Genomic DNA, 17,446 nt, shown 5'->3' with positions numbered 1-17,446 from the left:
GAACTATTTTCGATAGTCCACCCCTCGTCTTCATCCCCCGACATCCGTCCACGTGAAACGAGTCCCATGGCATCCCACGGTGCGACGCGGGGCGGCCGGAGGGTCGCCGCACCGCCTCATCCGGACCCCAAGGTCCCCGACCTGCGGCTGCCGCCGCGAAGCTGCGACGCGCACTGCCACATCTTCGGCCCCGGCGACGTCTTCCCCTATCCCGAGGACCGGGCCTACGACCCGCCCGACGTGTCGAAGGACGACCTGCGCCGCCGGCACGACCTGCTGGGCCTGGACCGCGCCATCATCGTCCAGTCCGCCGCGCACGGCACCGATCACTCGGCGCTGCTGGACGCGCTGCGCACCTACCCCGACCGGTACCGGGGCGTCGCGCTGCTGACCCCGCGGAGCACGCCCGCCGAGGTCGCCGCGCTGCACGAGGCGGGCGTCCGCGGCGTCCGGGTGCAGTACATGCCGCATCTGGGGCCCGGCTTCTCGCCCGACGAGCTGCGGGCGGTGCTGGACCTCGTCCGCCCGTACGCCTGGCACGCGGCGTTCCACATCGGCGGCGACGCGGTGATCGACATGTACGACACGCTCCGCTTCACCGGGCTGCCCGCCGTCATCGACCACATGGCGCGGGTCGATCTCGGCACCGGGCTGGACGGCGAGCAGGTGCGGGCGCTGCGGCGGCTGCTCGACACCGGGGACGTGTGGGTCAAGCTCAGCGCCCCCGAGCGTCTCTCCGCCGAGGGCGCGCCGTACGCGGACGCGGTCGCGCTGGCGCGCCTGCTCGCGGCGCAGGCGCCCGAGCGCTGCCTGTGGGGCACCGACTTTCCGCATCCGAACGTGCGCGAGATGCCCGATGACGGGATGCTGGTCGACCTGATCGAGCAGATCGTCCCGGACGAGGCCGACCGGCACCGCATTCTCGTCGCCAACCCGGCCGGGCTGGCCGATTTCCCCGCGGAGCCGCGATGACGCCGGACCCGCCCACGCGCCTGCATCCGCGCGGCACGGTCTTCACCCGCGCGCCCCGGCCGCCGGACGAGGTGCTGCGGGCCTACGACGGGCTGGCGGTGGCGTCCGTCCATGAGGCGATGGGGCAGCGGAACCTGCTGCGCGGCGTCCGTCCGCTGGCGCCCGGGACGCGCGCGGTCGGGCGGGCGGTCACGGCGCTCGACCTGTCCGGCAGCAACCTCACGCTGCACGCGATGCTGGAGGTCGCCGGGCCCGGCGACTTCCTGGTGTGGACGTCCCAGCACGGGCCCGTCGACTCGGCGGTGTGGGGCGCCAACGTCAGCGAGTCGGCCGCCGCGCGCGGGCTCGCGGGCGCGGTGATCGAGGGGCACGCCCGCGACGTCGCGGACATCGAGCGGGTCGGGTTCCCGCTGTGGGCGCTGGGCGTGACCCCGGCCGCGACCGGCAAGACCCGCGCCGGATGGGGCAACGTGCCCGTCGTGTGCTGCGGCGCGTACGTGCGCCCCGGCGACCTTGTCGTCGCGGACGCGGACGGCGTCGCGGTCGTCCCGCTGGAAGACGCCGCGAGAATCGCCGACGCCGCGGCCGCGCGGGACCTGCGCGAGACCACGACGCTGACGCCGCGCGTGCGCGAGGGGGAGTCGCTGTTCGCGGTGCGCGACTGGGCCGGAAACTTCCCCGCCGACGGCGGACGCTTCGTCGACGCCGCATGGGACGGGTCCACGACCGAGAGAACGGAGAGCCGATGAAGGCCGTCGTCGCCCAGGAGACCGGACCGCCCAGCGTGATGACGTGGACGGACGCGGAGCCCCCGAAACCCGCGCCCGACGAATGCGTGGTGAAGGTCGAGGCGTGCGGGGCCTGCATGCACGAGGTGCTCGTCCGGCGCGGCCAGATGCCGGGCACTTTCCCGATCATCCCCGGCCACGAGGTGGTCGGCGAGGTGGTCGAGACCGGCGCCGACGTCGTGGACTTCGCGGTCGGCGACCGGGTCGTCACGAACCAGCGGCAGCGCGTCTGCGGCAAATGCCGGGAATGCCGCATGGGACGGGAGACGCGCTGCCCGCGCAAGGTGTTCCTCGGCGACGTCGGCCTGAACGGCGGCTACGCCGAGCTGGTGGCGGTGTCGGACGGCAGCCTGGTGAAGGTGCCGCCGGGCATCACGTCTCCGCACGTCGCGATCGCGTCCTGCGCCATCGGCACCCAGCTCAACGCGCTGCGGGACGTCGCGCGCCTGGAACTGGGGGAGACGGTACTGGTCACCGGCGCGGGCGGCGGGGTGGGGCTGCATGCCATCCAGCTCGCGAGGGCGTCGGGGGCGCGGGTCGTGGCGCAGACCACCTCGCCGAAGAAGGTCGAGGCCGTCCGGGAGGCGGGCGCGGACGAGATCGTCCTGGTCGAGCGAGGCGTCGACTACAGCAAGGACGTCATGGCCGTCACCGATGGGCGGGGCTGCGACGTCGTCCTGGAGAACGTGGGCGCGGCGTCGTTCGCGTCCAGTGTGAAGACCGTCGCGCTGCACGGACGGCTCGTGCTCGTCGGCGAGGTGCAGAAGACGCCGCCCCGGGTGGACGCGGACCTGGTGGGGTGGCGCCGCCGCGACATCTCGATCAGGTCGGCGGCGAGCACCACCCGGCGGCAGCTGGAGGACGTGCTGTCGCTGATGGAACGGGGCGTGGTCACCCCGGTGGTGACCGATGTGCTGCCCATGTCGGAGGCGCCGCGAGCCCACGAAATCCTGGAGAGCGGCTCGGCGACCGGGCGGATTCTCCTCGTCCCCGACACCGCCGGATGAATTGCGGAAGGAATCGAAGATGGGACCTCGTAGAGCGGGCTCTCTGGCGTTTCGCGTCCTGGTGTCGTCCGTGGCGGTCGCGCTGGCGGCGGCCGGGTGCGGCGACGGCGGCGGCAACTCCAAGGAGACCGGCGAGAACCTGCGCACCGTCAAGGTCGCCCTGGCCATCAAGGCGATGAACTCCAGCTTCGCCGCCATTCCCGTGGCCCGCTACCTCGGCTACTTCAAGGAGGAGGGCCTGAAGATCGAGACGACGTTCACGCCCGGCTCGACCCAGGCGATCCAGGCCGTCGCCGCCGGGCAGATGGAAATGGCGGCTCCGGTCCCGCAGTCGCTCATTCCGGACGCGGTGAAGAACAAGTCGGACCAGCGGATGTTCTTCAACTGGGCGCGGTCGCAGGTGGCCAGCTTCGCCGTCGAGTCCGGCAGCCCGATCCAGAACTGGGCCGACTTCAAGGGCAAGAAGATCGGCGCGCAGAGCCTCGGCAGCGGGACGATCCCGCTGGCCAAGGCGCTGCTGCGCGAGCAGGGCCTGAACCCGGACACCGACGTCCAGTTCGTGTCGGTCGGGCTCGAGGCGGGCGCCTATCACGCGCTGAAGGCCAAGCGGGTCGACGCGCTGATGCTCTTCGACTCGCAGTACGCGGCGATGGAGAATCTCGGCGCCAAGCTCCGCTATTTCAAGTCGGCACTCGGCCAGCAGCTCTTCTCGACCGGGTTCTCCGCGAAGCAGTCGTACATGAAGGCCAACCCGAAGGTGATCGAGGGGTTCGGGCGGGCGATGGCGAAGGCGAACGTCTTCGCCACGGCCAATCCGGAGGCCGCCATCAAGATGATGTACGAGGTCTACCCGAAGACGAACATCCCGGGCGTCCCGGAAGACAAGAAGATGGAGGACAACAAGCGGATCCTCGCGCTGCGGACCCAGCACATCACCAGCGGCGACCCGGACGCCAGGAAGACCTGGGGCGAATTCCCCGAGTCGGGCATCAAGGCGTGGAGCGACTTCTCCGTCTCGACCAAACTGACGCCCACCGCGTTCAAGGCCGAGGATTTCGTGACCAACGAGTTCGTGAAGGCGTTCAACACTTTCGACAGCCAGCAGATCAAGAACGCCGCCAAGAACTACAAGTTCGAGGGCTGACATGAGTACCGAAGACCATGCGGTCGAGTTGGCCGGGCTGCGGCACGTGTTCGCCGGACGGGGACGCGGGCGGCGGGCCGTCCGGGACGTCGAGGCGGTCAAGGACGTCGACCTCACCGTCGAGCCGGGCGAGTTCGTGAGCATCGTCGGGCCCAGCGGCTGCGGCAAGAGCACGATCCTGAAGATGATCGCGGGCCTGCTGCGTCCCACCGAAGGGTCCGTGCGGGTGTGGGGGGAGCCGGTCACCGGGCCGCGCCGCGACATCGGCATCGCGCTGCAGGACGCCACCCTGCTGCCCTGGCGGGACGTGATGTCCAACTGCCTGTTCCCCGTCGAGCTGCACGGCAAGGTCACCGACGCCGCCCGCGAACGCGTGTCGGGCCTGCTGGAACGGGCGGGCCTGGCGGGGTTCGAGTCGCGGCGTCCGAAGGAGCTGTCCGGCGGGATGCGGCAGCGCGTCGCGATCTGCCGGGCGCTCGCCGACGACCCGGGCTTGCTGCTGCTGGACGAGCCGTTCGGCTCCCTGGACGCCCTGACCAGGGAGCAGATGAACATCGACCTCAACCGCATCTGGCGGGAGACCGAGAAGACCGCCCTGCTCATCACGCACGGGATCGACGAGGCGGTGCTGCTGTCGACCCGCGTGGTGATCCTCTCGGAGCGGCCGGGGACCGTGGTCGAGGTCGTCACGCCGCCGTTCCCGAAGGAGCGGACCAAGGACCTGATGGCCACCCCGGAGTTCGCCGAGGTGTGCGGGCAGGTCCGCGACCGCCTGTTCGCCTCCGAGGTGGGGGTCGGCGGATGACCGCCGGACCGGCGACCGGCCCCGGCCGTCCGGCCGCCGCACCCTCGCGGGGCGGTGCGGCGGCCCGGTGGGGCGGGCTCGCGCTGGTCACCGCCGTCCTGCTCGTCGCCTGGCAGGTCTTCCCGTCCGACGTGCAGGGCGACGGCAGCTCGGTGCCGAAGCTGGACGCGGTCGTCAAGGCGCTCGGGCCGTCCGGCGAATGGGGCGAGTACCTGACCGCGCTGCGCACCACGCTCGGCGAGGCGTTCTTCGGTCTGCTGATCGGCTTCGTCCTCGGCGTGGTGCTCGGCGTCCTGCTCGGCGAGTCGCGGATCCTGCGGCAGGGCTTCTACCCGTACGCCCTGGCCCTGCAGGCGCTGCCGCCGATCGCGCTCGCGCCGATCTTCGTCATCTGGTTCGGGCTCGGCATGGAGTCCAAGATCGGGCTGGTCGGCGCGGCGACGCTGTTCCCGATCCTGGTGAGCACGATGGCGGGCGTGGCGGAGACCGACCGGGGCCGGATCGAGATGGCGACCGCGTTCGGCGCGTCCAAGGCCCAGATCCGCCGCAAGATCGTCTTCCCCGGGCTGGTGGTGCCGATCTTCTCCGGCCTGGAGATCTCGGTGGTGCTGTCGTTCCTCGCCGCCATCGCGGGCGAGCTGATCAGCGCCAACGCCGGCGTCGGCGTGATCCTGCAGGTCTACCAGAGCGAGTTCCGGCTGGCCGAGGAGTTCGCCGTGCTGATGATCCTGGCCGTGGTCGGGCTGGCGCTGGCGCTGCTCGTCCGCCTCGCCCGGCATTTCGTTTTGGAGCGCATGCCCAATGAATAAGGTGACCGAGGCGCCGGACCGACGCGTCCAACGGCAGGAGGCCCCCGCGCCCGGGCGGCCGTTCCGCTCCGGCCCGCTGGCCAGGGCCGCGTTCCTGCTGCTCCCGCCCCTGGTGGTCGGCCTGGCCGGCGTCCTGCTGATCCAGCTCGTGATCTCTAGGTTCGAGATCAGCGGGGTCGTGATCCCCGCGCCGACCGACGTGTTCGAGGTGATGCGCTCGGACATCTTCCTGGAGCAGGTCGGGCAGAGCACCTGGGAGACGTGGAAGGCCACCCTGATCGGGTTCGTGCTGGGCGCCGGGTCGGGCGTGCTGCTCGGCATGCTGATGGCGGAGTCGCGGCTCGTCCGGTTCGTCCTCTACCCGTACGTGGTCGCGTTCCAGTCGCTGCCGAAGATCGCGCTGGCCCCGGTGTGCGCGCTGTGGCTGGGCTTCGGCCTGACGATGAAGTTCAGCTTCGCCGCGATGCTGGCGTTCTTCCCCGCCGTGATCGCGACGCTGGCCGCGCTGTCCACCGTGTCGGAGTCGCGGCTGGAGATGGCGACGGCGTTCGACGCGAACCGCCGGCAGCGCTTCTTCCGCATCTCGCTGCCGTCCGCGGTGCCGGGCATCGTCTCCGGGCTGGAGATCAGCATGGCCTTCGCGCTGATCGGCGCGATCGTCGGCGAGTTCGTCGCGCCCTCCGCGGGCGGCCTCGGGCAGCTCCTGCTCACCTACAGCGAGGCGATCAACGTCGCCGCCGAGTTCTCCGTGCTGACCGTGCTGATGCTCCTCGGCGTCCTGCAGAACAAAATCCTCTTCAGCGTGCTCCGCTTCGGCACGGAACGCTTCTTTGAATCGTCTCGATGAAGTAGTTCTGTTCGACTGCAGATAAAGAACAAGCCGTTTCGGCTTTTTGTGCGATAAGGCTTTGCTTCTGGTTGGTTTGGAACGTGCCTACAGTGTTTTCCGGCTAGGTGACCTCAGGTTCGGAGGCCGAGAGCGCTGGTCAGCAGCCGGGTTGGCCGAGGCTGCTACCTGCACGGACATCAATAGCCGCCGCCATTCTGAATTCCCTTTCAGCCTGTAACTCGCATTGTCGATCGGGTCAAGGCATCTGTCACATACCAGGGGGCGAGGACCGCGCCCCCGGTGGCTGACGTGTCCGAACCTGGCCACGACCCCCTTGATCAGGTGCGAGATCACCATTCGAGTGTTGGATTTTCGAACGCGCTCTTGCATTGTCCTGTCCATGATCAGATGCTTCTCGCGTTTGCCTCGGCGGAAACACCCGCCACGACCAGGAGGTCGCCGCGATGAGCGTCGGAAAGCGTCAACTGCTGCGCCTGGGCCGCCCGCTGCGTGCGGTGGCCGCGACGATGGCGGTCGTCCTGGCGGCCGGGCTCGCCTCGGCGGCGCCCGCGCTGGCCGATCCCGAACGCGACGGCCGTCCGAAGGTCGCCGACCACGAGCGGCCCGTGCGCGGGAAGGACGCCAAGACCAGACCGCGCACCCCCGACCCGGCGGCGCGGGCCGGCGCGGCGGCGCGGGCGTCCTGGCCCGCGCCCGGGAAGGCCGAGGCCAAGGCGGCGGGCGGCGGCGGGTCGGCTCGCTCCACGGCGGGATGGACACGAGCCGGGGACCTGCCGATCTGGCTCGGGCCGCCCGCCGTCCAGAAGGACGGATCGGACCGGCGGCCCGCGCTGACCGGCCGGGTGGAGGTCGAGGTCCTGAGCCGCCAGGCCGCCGGGCGCGCGGGCGTCACCGGGCTGATGTTAAGCCTCGCACCCGTCGAGGACGGCGCGTCCGGCCGGGCCGGTGTCCGCGTGGACTACTCGGCGTTCGCGCAGGCGTTCGGCGGCGCGTACGGCACCCGGCTGCGGCTGGTGCGGCTGCCCGCGTGCGCGCTCACCGCCCCCGCGAAGCCGGAGTGCCGGACGTCCACCCCCGTGCCGTCGGCCAACGACGGCGAGAAGCAGACCCTGACCGCCGACGTCGAGCCCGCCGCCCGGGCGGCCGGGCCGACGGTGCTCGCGGCCGTCGCCGCCCCGGAAGGGTCGCAGGGCGACTTCAAGGCCACGAAGCTGGACGCGTCCGCGACGTGGAAGGTCACCGCCAACACCGGCGACTTCACCTGGTCGTATCCGATGCGCGTGCCGCCCGTGCCGGGCGGGCTCACCCCGAAGGTGGACCTGGTCTACTCGGCGCAGAGCGTGGACGGCCGCACCGCCAACACCAACAGCCAGCCGTCCTGGGCGGGCGAGGGCTTCGAGCTGTCGCCCGGGTTCATCGAGCGCCGGTACAAGTCGTGCGAGGACGACGGCGTGCCGCCCAACGCCGACGGCAAGATCCCCGGCGACCTGTGCTGGGGATACGACAACGCCACCGTCACCTGGAACGGCAAGGGCGGCGAGCTGATCAAGGCCGCCGACGGGACATGGCGGCTGCGCAACGACGACGGCACCAGGTTCGAGCGGCTGACCTCCCCCTACGTCCAGAACGGTGACGACGACGGGGAGTACTGGCGGGTCACCACGACCGACGGCACCCGCTACTTCTTCGGCCGGAACCGGCTGCCGGGCTGGGGCTCGGGCGGCCCCGAGACCAACTCGGCCTGGACGGTCCCCGCCTTCGGCGACGACGCCAAGGAGCCCTGCCACAAGGACTCCGGGTTCGACGACTCGTGGTGCCAGCAGGCGTGGCGCTGGAACCTCGACATGGTCCTCGACCCCAACGGCAACTCCGTCATCTACCTGTACGAGAAGGAGACCAACCACTACGCCCGGAACCTCGTCCACACCACCCCCTACACCAGGGGCGGGTACCTCACCGGGGCCGAGTACGGGCTCCGCGGCGACAACGTGTTCGCCGGCGCCCCGCCCGCCCGCGTGCAGTTCGACACGGCCGAGCGATGCATTCCCGACGCGTCCTTCGACTGCGCGCCCGCCAAGATCTCCACCAACCCGGAGAAATGGTGGGACGTGCCGTGGGACATGAACTGCGACGCGGGCACCGAATGCCGCGACGGGCACGGCGGCCCCTCGCCGACGTTCTGGTCCCGCAAACGGCTGACCAAGGTCACCACCAGCCACGACCGGGGCGCCGGATGGGGCTACCGGAAGGTGGACTCCTGGTCGCTCGACCACCAGTGGGGCGCCGTCAACGACGAGCGCGACCTGCTGCTGAAGGAGATCCAGCACGCCGGGCTGGCCGGTCCGGCAGGGGCGGAGAGCATCGCGCTGCCGAAGGTGACGTTCAACCACGTCCCCAAGGCGAACCGGCTGGACCAGGCGAACGACGGCGTCCCGCCCTACACCCGCTACCGCGTCGGCAAGATCTTCGACGAGTCCGGCGGCGAGATCGACATCGCCTACTCCGGAGTGGACTGCTCCCGTGCCGATCCGCCGGCGCCGGAGAGCAATACGCGGCGCTGCTACCCGTCCATCTGGCATCAGCCGGGGCAGACCACCCCGATCACCGACTGGTTCAACAAGTTCGTGGTGACGTCCGTCGTGCAGCGGGACCGCACCGGCGGCTCGCCCGACATGGCCACGAACTACGCCTACCTGGACGGCGCCGCGTGGCACTACGCCGACGACGACGGGCTGACCCGCGAGAAGTACAAGACCTGGTCGCAGTGGCGCGGCTACGGGCACGTCCGCGTCACCACCGGCGGGCCAGGCGACCCCAAGTCGCAGACCGACACCTACTACCTGCGCGGCATGCACGGCGACCGCGCCGGGCCGGCCGGCGGGAGCAAGAACGTCCAGGTCCCCGACGGTGAGGGCGGCACGCACACCGACCACGAAGGGCTGGACGGGTTCGAACTGCGTACCGTCCAGTACACGGGACCCGGCGGGTCCGTGCACGGCAAGAGCGTCAGCACGCCGTGGCGTCTCGTCACCGCGACCCGCGACCGCTCCTGGGGCACCGTCCACGCCGCGGCCGTCAACGTCGGCACCGCCCGCACCTGGACGGCGATGGGCGGCGGCACCTGGCGCGAGACCAGGACCGACACCGAGTACGAGACCGAGTTCCTCGGCGTCGGACGCGTGAAGAGCGTCAACGATCTCGCCGACGTCTCCACCGCCGCCGACGACCGGTGCACCCGCACCGAGTACGCCGACGACAAGTACTCGCATAAGTACGACTACCCGTCGCGGGTGGAGACGGTATCGGTGGCATGCGCCGCCGAGCCCGACCGGACCAAGGACCTGGTCTCCGACACGCGCACGTACTACGACGGCGGCGGTTTCGGCGACCCGCCGACCAGGGGCAACGTCACCAAGACCGAGAGGGTCGCCGATCACGACGGCGCGAACGCGCGGTACGTCACCGGCACCGAGTCGACCCACGACCGCTACGGCCGCGTGCTGACCTCCGCCAACGCGCTCGGGCAGATCAACACCACCCGCTACACCGAGACCGCCGGGCTGACCACCCAGACCGCCGTCACCAGCCCGCGCGCCCGCGACGGCGACGCCTCGTCCGCGCTGACCATCACCACCCAGCTCGACCAGGCCTGGGGGCAGCCGATAGCGGTCGTCGACGCCAACGGGCTGCGCACCGACCTGGCCCGCGACGCGCTCGGCCGGCTCACCAAGGTGTGGCTGCCCGACCGGGACAAGGCGAGCGACCCGGTGCCGAACGCCGAGTTCGGCTACCAGATCACCGACGGGAAGATCGTCGCCGTCACGACGAAGACCGTCACCGAGGGCGACGGGCAGCGTCCGATCGTCGAGCTCTACGACGGCTGGCTGCGCAAGCGCCAGACCCAGATCGCCGGGCCCGGCGGACGGCTGATCGCGGACACCTTCTACGACGACCGGGGCCTGGTCGCCAAGGAGTACGACGTCCACCCGGCCACCGGCGCGCCCGCACCCGTCCTGTTCGCCGCCGACCCCGCCGGCGTGGAGACCCAGAGCCACTTCGGCTACGACGGCCTCGGCAGGCAGACCGTGGAGCGGCTCGTCACCGGCGCGACCGGCGAGAAGTGGCGCACCACCACCAGCTACGGCGGTGACTGGACGGCCGTCGACCCGCCGTCCGGGGGCGTCCCGACCGCCGAGTTCACCGACGCCCGCGGGCAGGTCACCGAGCGCCGCCAGTACAGCGGCCCGGAACCGAGCGGGCCCTACGACGCCACGAAGTACGCCTGGGACGGCGCCGGGCGGATGACCGGCATCACCGACCCGTCGGGCAACAGCTGGAAAACCACCTACGACCTGCGGGGCCGCAAGGTCAAGACCAGCGATCCCGACCGGGGCGCGGCCACCTTCGGCTACGACGACCTCGACCGGGAGACCTCCGCCACCGACGCGCGCGGGAAGACGCTCCACACCGCCTACGACGGGCTGGGCCGCAAGACCGACGTCCGCGAGGAGTCGCAGACCGGGAGCCGCCTGATCTCGTGGGCCTACGACACCGCCCCGCGCGGCAAGGGCATGCTCGCCTCGGCGACGCGGCACCGCGACGACGGCGATTACACCAGCCGTGTCACCGGCTACGACGTGCTGGGACGCGGCGAGGGCGGCACGATCACCGTCCCGTCCTCCCAGGGAGCCCTGGCCGGGACCTACGCCTTCGGGCAGACCTTCAACCCGGACGGCACCCTGGCCACCCAGACGCTGCCCGCCGCCGGCGGCCTGCCCGCCGAGACGCTGGCGGTCTCCTACGACGCCTACCGGCATCCCACCCGGCTGACCAGTGGTCTCGGCACCTACGTCAACCACGCCGAATACACGCCGTCCGGCAAACCCAAGCTGGTGGAGCTGGGCGCCTCGGGCAAACGCGTGTGGAACGCCCTGACCTGGGAGTACGGCACGCAGCGGCTGGAGTCGTCGCGCACCTACCGCGAAGGCGTCACCGGCGACCCCCGCCGCGCCGCCTACCGCTACGACGACGCGGGCAACATCCTGTCGATCTCCGACGTCTCCGCCGACGGCACCGACAACCAGTGCTACACCTACGACCACCTGCGCCGGCTGACCGGAGCCTGGTCCGAAGGCGACACCGCCTGCTCGACCACACCCACCGCGGACGTCATCGGCGGGCCCGCGCCGTACTGGCGCACCTTCACCTACGACAAGGCCGGAAACCGCAAGACCGAGACCCGCCACGGCGTGGGCGGCAAGCCCGACACCAACCGCACCTACGCCTACGAGCCGCCCGGCCAGGGCAACCGCCTCACCAAGATCACCCAGACCGGGGGCGAGGGCGACCGCACCGACACCTTCGCCTACGACGAGGTCGGCAACACCACCGGCCGCGCCCTGGGCACCACGCGCCAGACCCTGGACTGGAACAGCGAGGGAGACCTGGCGACCGTCACCCAGGACGGCGCGACCACCCAGTTCATCAACGGCCCCGGCGGCGACCGGCTGATCCGCAAGGACCCCGGCGGCACCACCCTCTACCTCCCGGGGACCGAGCTGCGCGCCGAGCCCGGCGCCACCACCCCCACCGCGACCCGCTACTACACCCACGGCGGTGAGAACGTCGCGCTGCGCACCACCGCCGGCGGCCTCACCTTCCTGACCGGCGACCACCAGGGCACCGCCCAGGTCGCCATCGCCGCCGCCGACCTGAAGTCCACCGTGCGGCGCTTCACCCCGTTCGGCACCGAACGCGGTACACCCGGCGACGCCTGGCCCGACGAGCGCGGCTTCGTCGGCGGCATCAAGGACCCCACCGGGCTGACACACCTCGGCGCCCGCGACTACGACCCCGAGACCGGCCGGTTCACCAGCGTGGACCCGCTCATGAAGCCGTCCGACCCGCAGCAGCTCAACGGCTACACCTACGCCGACAACACCCCGGTCGTCTCCAGCGACCCCGACGGCCTGCTCCGCGACGGCGGCGGCCAATGCGGCACCATCCCCGAAAACCCCTGCACCGGCGGCCGAAGGTTCAACCCAGGCGTCAGCAAGGCCTACGACAAGGCCTGGGAAAAGGCCGAGGAGACCCGCCGGAACACCTACGGCGCCCCGGCCGCCCACTGCTACATGAATCCGATGCGCGGCGGCTGCCCGATACCGGACACCAAGATGGGCGACGCCGCCGTCACGGAACTGGCGCTCCAGCTTTATGAAAGGGCGCACTGGGGCTTCGTCCAGCGCACTTTCAAACAAAAGCTCAAGGACATGGGCACCTTTAGCGGGACGGTCCTGCTGATGATGGTCGGCGGGCCCGAGGAGATCCTCGGCTCGGCGCTGCTCAAGGGCCTGATAGGGCTGGCCAAGGCCCTCCGGGCGAAGAAACTGAAGGACAAGGCCAATGGCCTTCCCAAACCCGACGGCCCGCCCAGAACTCAGAATCCGGGGTGCAGGAGCAGTTTCTCGCCGGGCACCACGGTGGTGATGGCGGACGGCACCCGGAAGCCGATTCAGGAGATCAGACCCGGCGACAAGGTCGCGGCGACCGACCCCGCCACCGGAGCCACCCGGCCGCAGGTCGTGGTCGACACCGTCAGAAGCACCGGCGTCAAGACCCTCGTCGCGGTCACCGTCGACACCGACGGCGCACGCGGCGGCAAGACCGGCGTCGTCCTCGCCACCGGCGAACACCCCTTCTGGGTCGCCGGCGACATCGGCCGATGGGTCAAGGCCGAGAACCTCGAACCGGGAATGTGGCTCCGCACCAGCGCGGGCGCCTACGTCCAGGTCACGGCACTCAAGACGCGGGTTCGGCCGTTCCAGACCGTCCACAACCTCACCGTCGCCAACGCCCACACCTACTACGTGGCCGTGGGCACGGCGACCGTACTCGTCCACAACGACGACTGTCTGACGGCGGCGGCCCGCGCCGCCGCGGCGGACGCGCCGGACGATGCGGAGAAAGTGGCGGCCGCACGGCTCATCGACCGGGGCGACGGGCAGCCGGGGCCCATCGTGACCGGACTCAGCGGCGCCAGGCATGGAGATCCCTATTACGAGGACGCCCTTACGGAACGCGCGGACCTCGGCGGCCAAGGGTTCTGGTCCTGGGACAACTGCGCGGAGATCAGGGCCTGCAACGGGGCTTTGGCGACCGCTTTGACGGACGAAGCGGCGGATTTGCGGAACGTGGAATTCGCGACCGTGCAGAGAAGTACAGGTGTTAGTGTGGCCCCCTGCCCAGAATCCTGCCTTCCGATCCTCATCGGCGGAGGGGCGAGGTATGTGGGATGAAAGGGGGGTGCGCCGTGCGATTCGACGGGCTGAGCGAAAGAGCGCGCGATGGGCTTGTCGCCGCCGGATGGAGTGAAGACCGGACGTTCGAAATCCCCGAGGAGTACGTGTCCCTGTGCGCCCAGGTCGGCTATGCCGACATTCCCTGGGACGTCGGCCAGTTCATCAGATCGCTCAACGGGCTGGAACTGGTGCACCCCCACTTTTCGATGAAGGACACCGAGATCAGCACCATCTTCGATTCGGTGGCGACACTGAGCGACATGAGCTGGACGGTGCTGCGCAATGAATACGAACCGGCCGCGGAGGACGGGCCGCTCTACCCCTTCGGACAGACGCCCTACGGCCTGTACTTCATGGCGAGCACCCGGCAGCGCGTCTACGGCGGGTACAGCCCCTATCTGGGATTGTTCGGTCTCGACTTCGTCGACTACCTGAATCGCCTGTACGACGACCGCGTGCCGGAGACCATCAAGCGATGAGAAACCCCTAGACGGGGAGGGTCAGGCGGTGGGGTGGCGGCCGAAGCGGGATTGGAGGTCGGCGTCGACCTGCTCGAAGTCGCGTCCCTTCGTCTCGGGGACGAAGCGGGCGACGAACAGCAGGCCGAGCAGGGAGATGGCCCCGAAGATCCAGAACGTCTCGCCCTGGCCGATCGCGTGGGCGATCGGCAGGAAGACGAGGCTCACCACGAAGTTCGACGCCCAGTTCACGGCCGTGGACGCGCTCGACCCGGCCGCGTGCGCGCGGGGCGGGAAGATCTCGCCGATCAGCGTCCAGAACACCGGGCCGAGCCCGACGGCGTACCCGGCGATGTAGAGGACCATGAACACCAGCGACAGCACCGAGGAGAAGTCCGCCACGAACGCCAGGCCGAGCAGCGCCATCGTCACCGTCATCGCCGCCAGCGAGAGCAGCATCAGCCGGCGGCGGCCGGAGCGGTCGATGGCGCGGATCGCCACGATCGTCATGACCAGGTTGATGACCCCGATGGCGATCGAGTAGACGATGGCGTTGGACGCCGTCAGCCCCGTCTGCTCGATGATCGTCGGCGCGTAGTAGATGATCGTGTTGATCCCGCCGAACTGCTGGAGCGCCGCGAGCGCCAGCCCGACGACCAGCGCGGGGCGGACCTGGGCGGCCAGCAGCGCGCGCGCCCCCTCACGCCGCCGGGCGTCGCGGCCCTGGAGGGCGTCCTGGCGGCGCTCGGTCTCCTGGCGGCGCTCGAACCGTTCGATGAGCCGGTCGGCGGTCGCCAGGTTGGTGACCGAGGCGATCAGCCGCCGCGCCTGCCCCTTCCGGCCCCGCGTCAGCAGCCACACCGGCGATTCCGGCAGCGACCACAGCGTGGCCGCGACGATCACCAGCGCCGGGACGGCCCCGGCCCCGATCATCGCCCGCCAGTTCCCCGCGCCGGAGAAGACGACGTTCACCACGTACGCGGCCAGGATGCCGATCGTGATCATCAGCTGGTTGAGCGAGAGCATCCGGCCGCGGACGTCCTTCGGCGAGATCTCCGACAGGTAGATCGGGACGGTCGCGGACGCGGCGCCGACGGCCAGGCCGAGGACGAGCCGTCCGGCCAGCAGCGTCCCGTAGCCGGGCGAGAAGGCGGCGACGGCCGTGCCGATGAGGAACACCAGGCCCTCCAGGCGGAGCGCCTGCCGCCGCCCGAACCGGTCGGCGAGCCGCCCGGCCAGCAGCGCCCCGACCATCGCGCCCAGCACCAGGACGCTGACCACGCTGCCCTGCTCGAAGGAGTTCATGTCGAAGTCGGACCTGATGAACAGCAGCGCCCCGGAGATCACGCCGGTGTCGAAGCCGAACAGGAACCCGCCGACCGCGACGAGGAACCCCCACAGCCGGATCCGGCGCAGGCCCGCGGCGGGAACCTCGGTCAGCGGCCCCTCCCTGATGGGGGCACCGGAAAAGCCCTGCACATCATCCCCCGTGATCGGCCGACGTCCGCTCGCCCGGCTTTTACCCCCAGCCGCTCAAAAGAGCTATTTCGTTGGAATGCGATGCACAAAGCATTCTTGGGCTCGCCGATCAGCCGCACCACCAGGGTCTGCATCAGCGCGGCGATGACGCCGGCGACCGCCAGCACCGCCACGATCCCGCCGGGACGTCCGGCGGGCGCGCCGGCGCGTGTGGGGTCGTCCACGTGTGTCTCTCCAGGTCCGGTGCCGGGGCATCGCCCGCAGGTTCCGCATCACCGCCGGCGGCGAGCGGCACCTCGCCGAGCACCGCGACGGCGTCATCCGCAGCCTGGACAAGGTCCTGGCCGATTGGACGCCCGACGACGTCGCCGACTTCGCCGCCTACCTCAAGCGGTTCAACACCGGCATCGAGCGCCTCTCCGGACGCCCTGGCCCCGCCCCGAGTGAGCCCGGCCCGCCCCGAGTGAGCCCGGCCCGAAGCCGATCATGGTTATCCGCGACGAGCTTCGGGAAGATCCCCGGCGACCGAGGTGGGTGATCGCGGAAACGGGGCGGCACGGTGACGAGGACGCGGCAGGAGACCGGGCCCGGACCGGCGGGGCCGGGACGGTCCGGCGCCGGCGCGCGGCCGATGGTCATGCTGGCCGTGGCCACGATCGGGTTCGCCGTGAACTTCTGGGCGTGGGCGCTGCTGAGCCCGCTGGGGCCGCGGTTCAAGGATTCGCTGGAGCTGTCGTCGTTCGAGCAGTCGCTGCTGGTGGCGGTGCCGGTCGTGGTCGGGTCGGTGGGACGGATCCCGGTGGGGGCGCTGACCGACCGGTTCGGCGGGCGCGTGATGTTCCCGGTGGTGTCGCTCATCACGATCGTGCCCGTCCTGTATCTGGGGCTTCTGGGGCATTCGTCGCTGGCGGCGCTCCTGGTCGGCGGGTTCTTCCTCGGCGTCGGCGGGACGACCTTCGCGGTGGGCGTGCCGTTCGTGAACGCGTGGTTCCCGCCGGAGCGGCGCGGGTTCGCGATCGGCGTGTTCGGGGCCGGGATGGGCGGCACCGCGATCAGCGCGCTGACGACGGTCAAAGAGGTCGACCGCTACGGCATGGAGTTCCCGTTCGAGGTGATGGCCGTCCTGCTCGCGCTGTATGCCGTGGTGTCCTGGTTCGTCCTGAAGGAGGCGCCCGGACGGACGCCGCCCGGCGAGCCGCTCGCCAAGCGGCTGGCGGCGACGGTGCGGCTGGGCGTCACGTGGCAGATGTCGGCGCTGTACGCGGTCACCTTCGGTGGCTATGTGGCTTTCTCGGTGTATCTGCCGACGTATCTGAAGACGCAGTACGGGCTGTCGCAGTCGGACGCGGCGGACCGGATGGCGGGGTTCGTGCTGCTGGCGGTGGTGATGCGTCCGGTCGGCGGGTGGCTGTCGGACCGGATCGGCGCGGTGCGGGTGATGCTCGTGTCCCTGGCGGTGACGGTCGTGGGTGCGGCGGTCCAGGCGTTCGCGCCGCCGCTGATGCCGCTGGGGACGATCGCGTTCCTGACGATGGCGGCGGCGCTCGGCGCGGGCAGCGGTGCGACGTTCGCGCTGGTGGCGCGGCTGGCTCCGGCGAACAAGGTCGGGGCGGTCACCGGTGTGGTCGGCGCGGCGGGTGGTCTGGGCGGGTTCGTCCCGCCGCTGGTGATGGGCTCGATCTACGGGGCGTACGGCTCCTACGCCGCCGGTCTCGCGCTGCTCGCGGTCGTGGCGGCGGGGGCCGCGGTGTTCACCGCCACGGTCGTCCGGCGGGCCGCCGAAGGCCACCGGGCCGTCGCCTAGCGGGCGAGAAGGGATTCGAGAGTGGGTTCGAG

13 protein-coding genes are annotated in these 17,446 nt (G+C 70.8%); 11 read left to right on the top strand and 2 right to left on the bottom strand.

Annotated features, from left to right (window positions below; genetic code table 11):
* The first annotated feature begins 66 nt into the window (after positions 1–66).
* From E1287_RS00630 to E1287_RS00590, 9 genes are all read left to right on the top strand, one after another.
* A complete protein-coding gene (locus E1287_RS00630) occupies positions 67–972 on the top strand; it encodes an amidohydrolase family protein (protein WP_131962387.1) in 906 nt (301 codons plus the stop codon).
* Positions 969–1,721 carry an RraA family protein gene (locus E1287_RS00625; RefSeq protein WP_131962385.1) on the top strand — a complete coding sequence of 251 codons (753 nt, stop codon included), beginning with the start codon at positions 969–971 and terminating at the stop codon, positions 1,719–1,721. Before E1287_RS00630 ends, E1287_RS00625 begins: the two co-directional genes overlap by 4 nt.
* Complete coding sequence (locus E1287_RS00620) at positions 1,718–2,767, top strand: alcohol dehydrogenase catalytic domain-containing protein (protein WP_165968830.1); 1,050 nt, start codon at positions 1,718–1,720, stop codon at positions 2,765–2,767. The genes E1287_RS00625 and E1287_RS00620 overlap by 4 nt, the downstream gene beginning before the upstream one ends.
* A 19-nt stretch (positions 2,768–2,786) precedes the next feature.
* Positions 2,787–3,911, top strand: coding sequence for an ABC transporter substrate-binding protein (locus E1287_RS00615; protein ID WP_165968829.1), 1,125 nt, complete (start codon positions 2,787–2,789; stop codon positions 3,909–3,911).
* A 1-nt stretch (position 3,912) separates the two neighbouring features.
* Positions 3,913–4,716 (top strand): ABC transporter ATP-binding protein, encoded by an 804-nt coding sequence (locus E1287_RS00610; protein WP_131962379.1) that lies wholly within the window; start codon positions 3,913–3,915, stop codon positions 4,714–4,716.
* Positions 4,713–5,525 (top strand): ABC transporter permease subunit, encoded by an 813-nt coding sequence (locus E1287_RS00605; protein WP_131962377.1) that lies wholly within the window; start codon positions 4,713–4,715, stop codon positions 5,523–5,525. Before E1287_RS00610 ends, E1287_RS00605 begins: the two co-directional genes overlap by 4 nt.
* A 1-nt stretch (position 5,526) precedes the next feature.
* On the top strand, positions 5,527–6,372 hold the full coding sequence (locus tag E1287_RS00600; RefSeq protein WP_131962375.1) for an ABC transporter permease: 846 nt from the start codon (positions 5,527–5,529) through the stop codon (positions 6,370–6,372).
* A gap of 446 nt (positions 6,373–6,818) precedes the next feature.
* Positions 6,819–13,670: a polymorphic toxin-type HINT domain-containing protein gene (locus E1287_RS46205; protein ID WP_131962373.1), complete on the top strand. Its 6,852-nt coding sequence runs from the start codon at positions 6,819–6,821 to the stop codon at positions 13,668–13,670.
* 14 nt (positions 13,671–13,684) lie between these two features.
* Entirely contained in the window at positions 13,685–14,152 is a 468-nt protein-coding gene (locus tag E1287_RS00590; protein WP_131962371.1) for a hypothetical protein, read from the top strand.
* Between the two features lie 21 nt (positions 14,153–14,173).
* Here the strand turns inward: E1287_RS00590 and E1287_RS00585 are convergent, their stop codons facing one another.
* Together E1287_RS00585 and E1287_RS00580 are read right to left on the bottom strand one after the other, a co-directional pair.
* On the bottom strand, positions 14,174–15,610 hold the full coding sequence (locus tag E1287_RS00585; protein ID WP_131962369.1) for a sugar porter family MFS transporter: 1,437 nt from the start codon (positions 15,608–15,610) through the stop codon (positions 14,174–14,176).
* Positions 15,568–15,834, bottom strand: a complete 267-nt coding sequence (locus E1287_RS00580) for a hypothetical protein (RefSeq protein ID WP_131962367.1) — start codon at positions 15,832–15,834, stop codon at positions 15,568–15,570. The genes E1287_RS00585 and E1287_RS00580 overlap by 43 nt, the downstream gene beginning before the upstream one ends.
* Positions 15,835–15,836: 2 nt before the next feature.
* Between E1287_RS00580 and E1287_RS00575 the strand changes: the two genes are divergently transcribed.
* Together E1287_RS00575 and E1287_RS00570 are read left to right on the top strand one after the other, a co-directional pair.
* Positions 15,837–16,148 carry a hypothetical protein gene (locus tag E1287_RS00575; RefSeq protein WP_131962365.1) on the top strand — a complete coding sequence of 104 codons (312 nt, stop codon included), beginning with the start codon at positions 15,837–15,839 and terminating at the stop codon, positions 16,146–16,148.
* Between the two features lie 21 nt (positions 16,149–16,169).
* On the top strand, positions 16,170–17,414 hold the full coding sequence (locus E1287_RS00570; RefSeq protein WP_243718435.1) for an MFS transporter: 1,245 nt from the start codon (positions 16,170–16,172) through the stop codon (positions 17,412–17,414).
* Positions 17,415–17,446: the final 32 nt, after the last annotated feature.

This window comes from Actinomadura sp. KC06, from assembly GCF_004348735.1.
Classification (GTDB): domain Bacteria; phylum Actinomycetota; class Actinomycetes; order Streptosporangiales; family Streptosporangiaceae; genus Spirillospora.
Note: the sequence above shows the minus strand (reverse complement) of the source record. Positions and strands in the feature narration are given on the sequence as shown.

What these genes read in the sequence shown, in the direction of transcription:
- E1287_RS00615 (WP_165968829.1), top strand. Translation starts at nt 2,787, where the DNA reads ATGGGACCTCGTAGAGCGGGCTCTCTGGCGTTTCGCGTCCTGGTGTCG.
- E1287_RS00630 (WP_131962387.1), top strand. Translation starts at nt 67, where the DNA reads ATGGCATCCCACGGTGCGACGCGGGGCGGCCGGAGGGTCGCCGCACCG.
- E1287_RS00605 (WP_131962377.1), top strand. Translation starts at nt 4,713, where the DNA reads ATGACCGCCGGACCGGCGACCGGCCCCGGCCGTCCGGCCGCCGCACCC.
- E1287_RS00610 (WP_131962379.1), top strand. Translation starts at nt 3,913, where the DNA reads ATGAGTACCGAAGACCATGCGGTCGAGTTGGCCGGGCTGCGGCACGTG.
- E1287_RS46205 (WP_131962373.1), top strand. Translation starts at nt 6,819, where the DNA reads ATGAGCGTCGGAAAGCGTCAACTGCTGCGCCTGGGCCGCCCGCTGCGT.
- E1287_RS00620 (WP_165968830.1), top strand. Translation starts at nt 1,718, where the DNA reads ATGAAGGCCGTCGTCGCCCAGGAGACCGGACCGCCCAGCGTGATGACG.
- E1287_RS00625 (WP_131962385.1), top strand. Translation starts at nt 969, where the DNA reads ATGACGCCGGACCCGCCCACGCGCCTGCATCCGCGCGGCACGGTCTTC.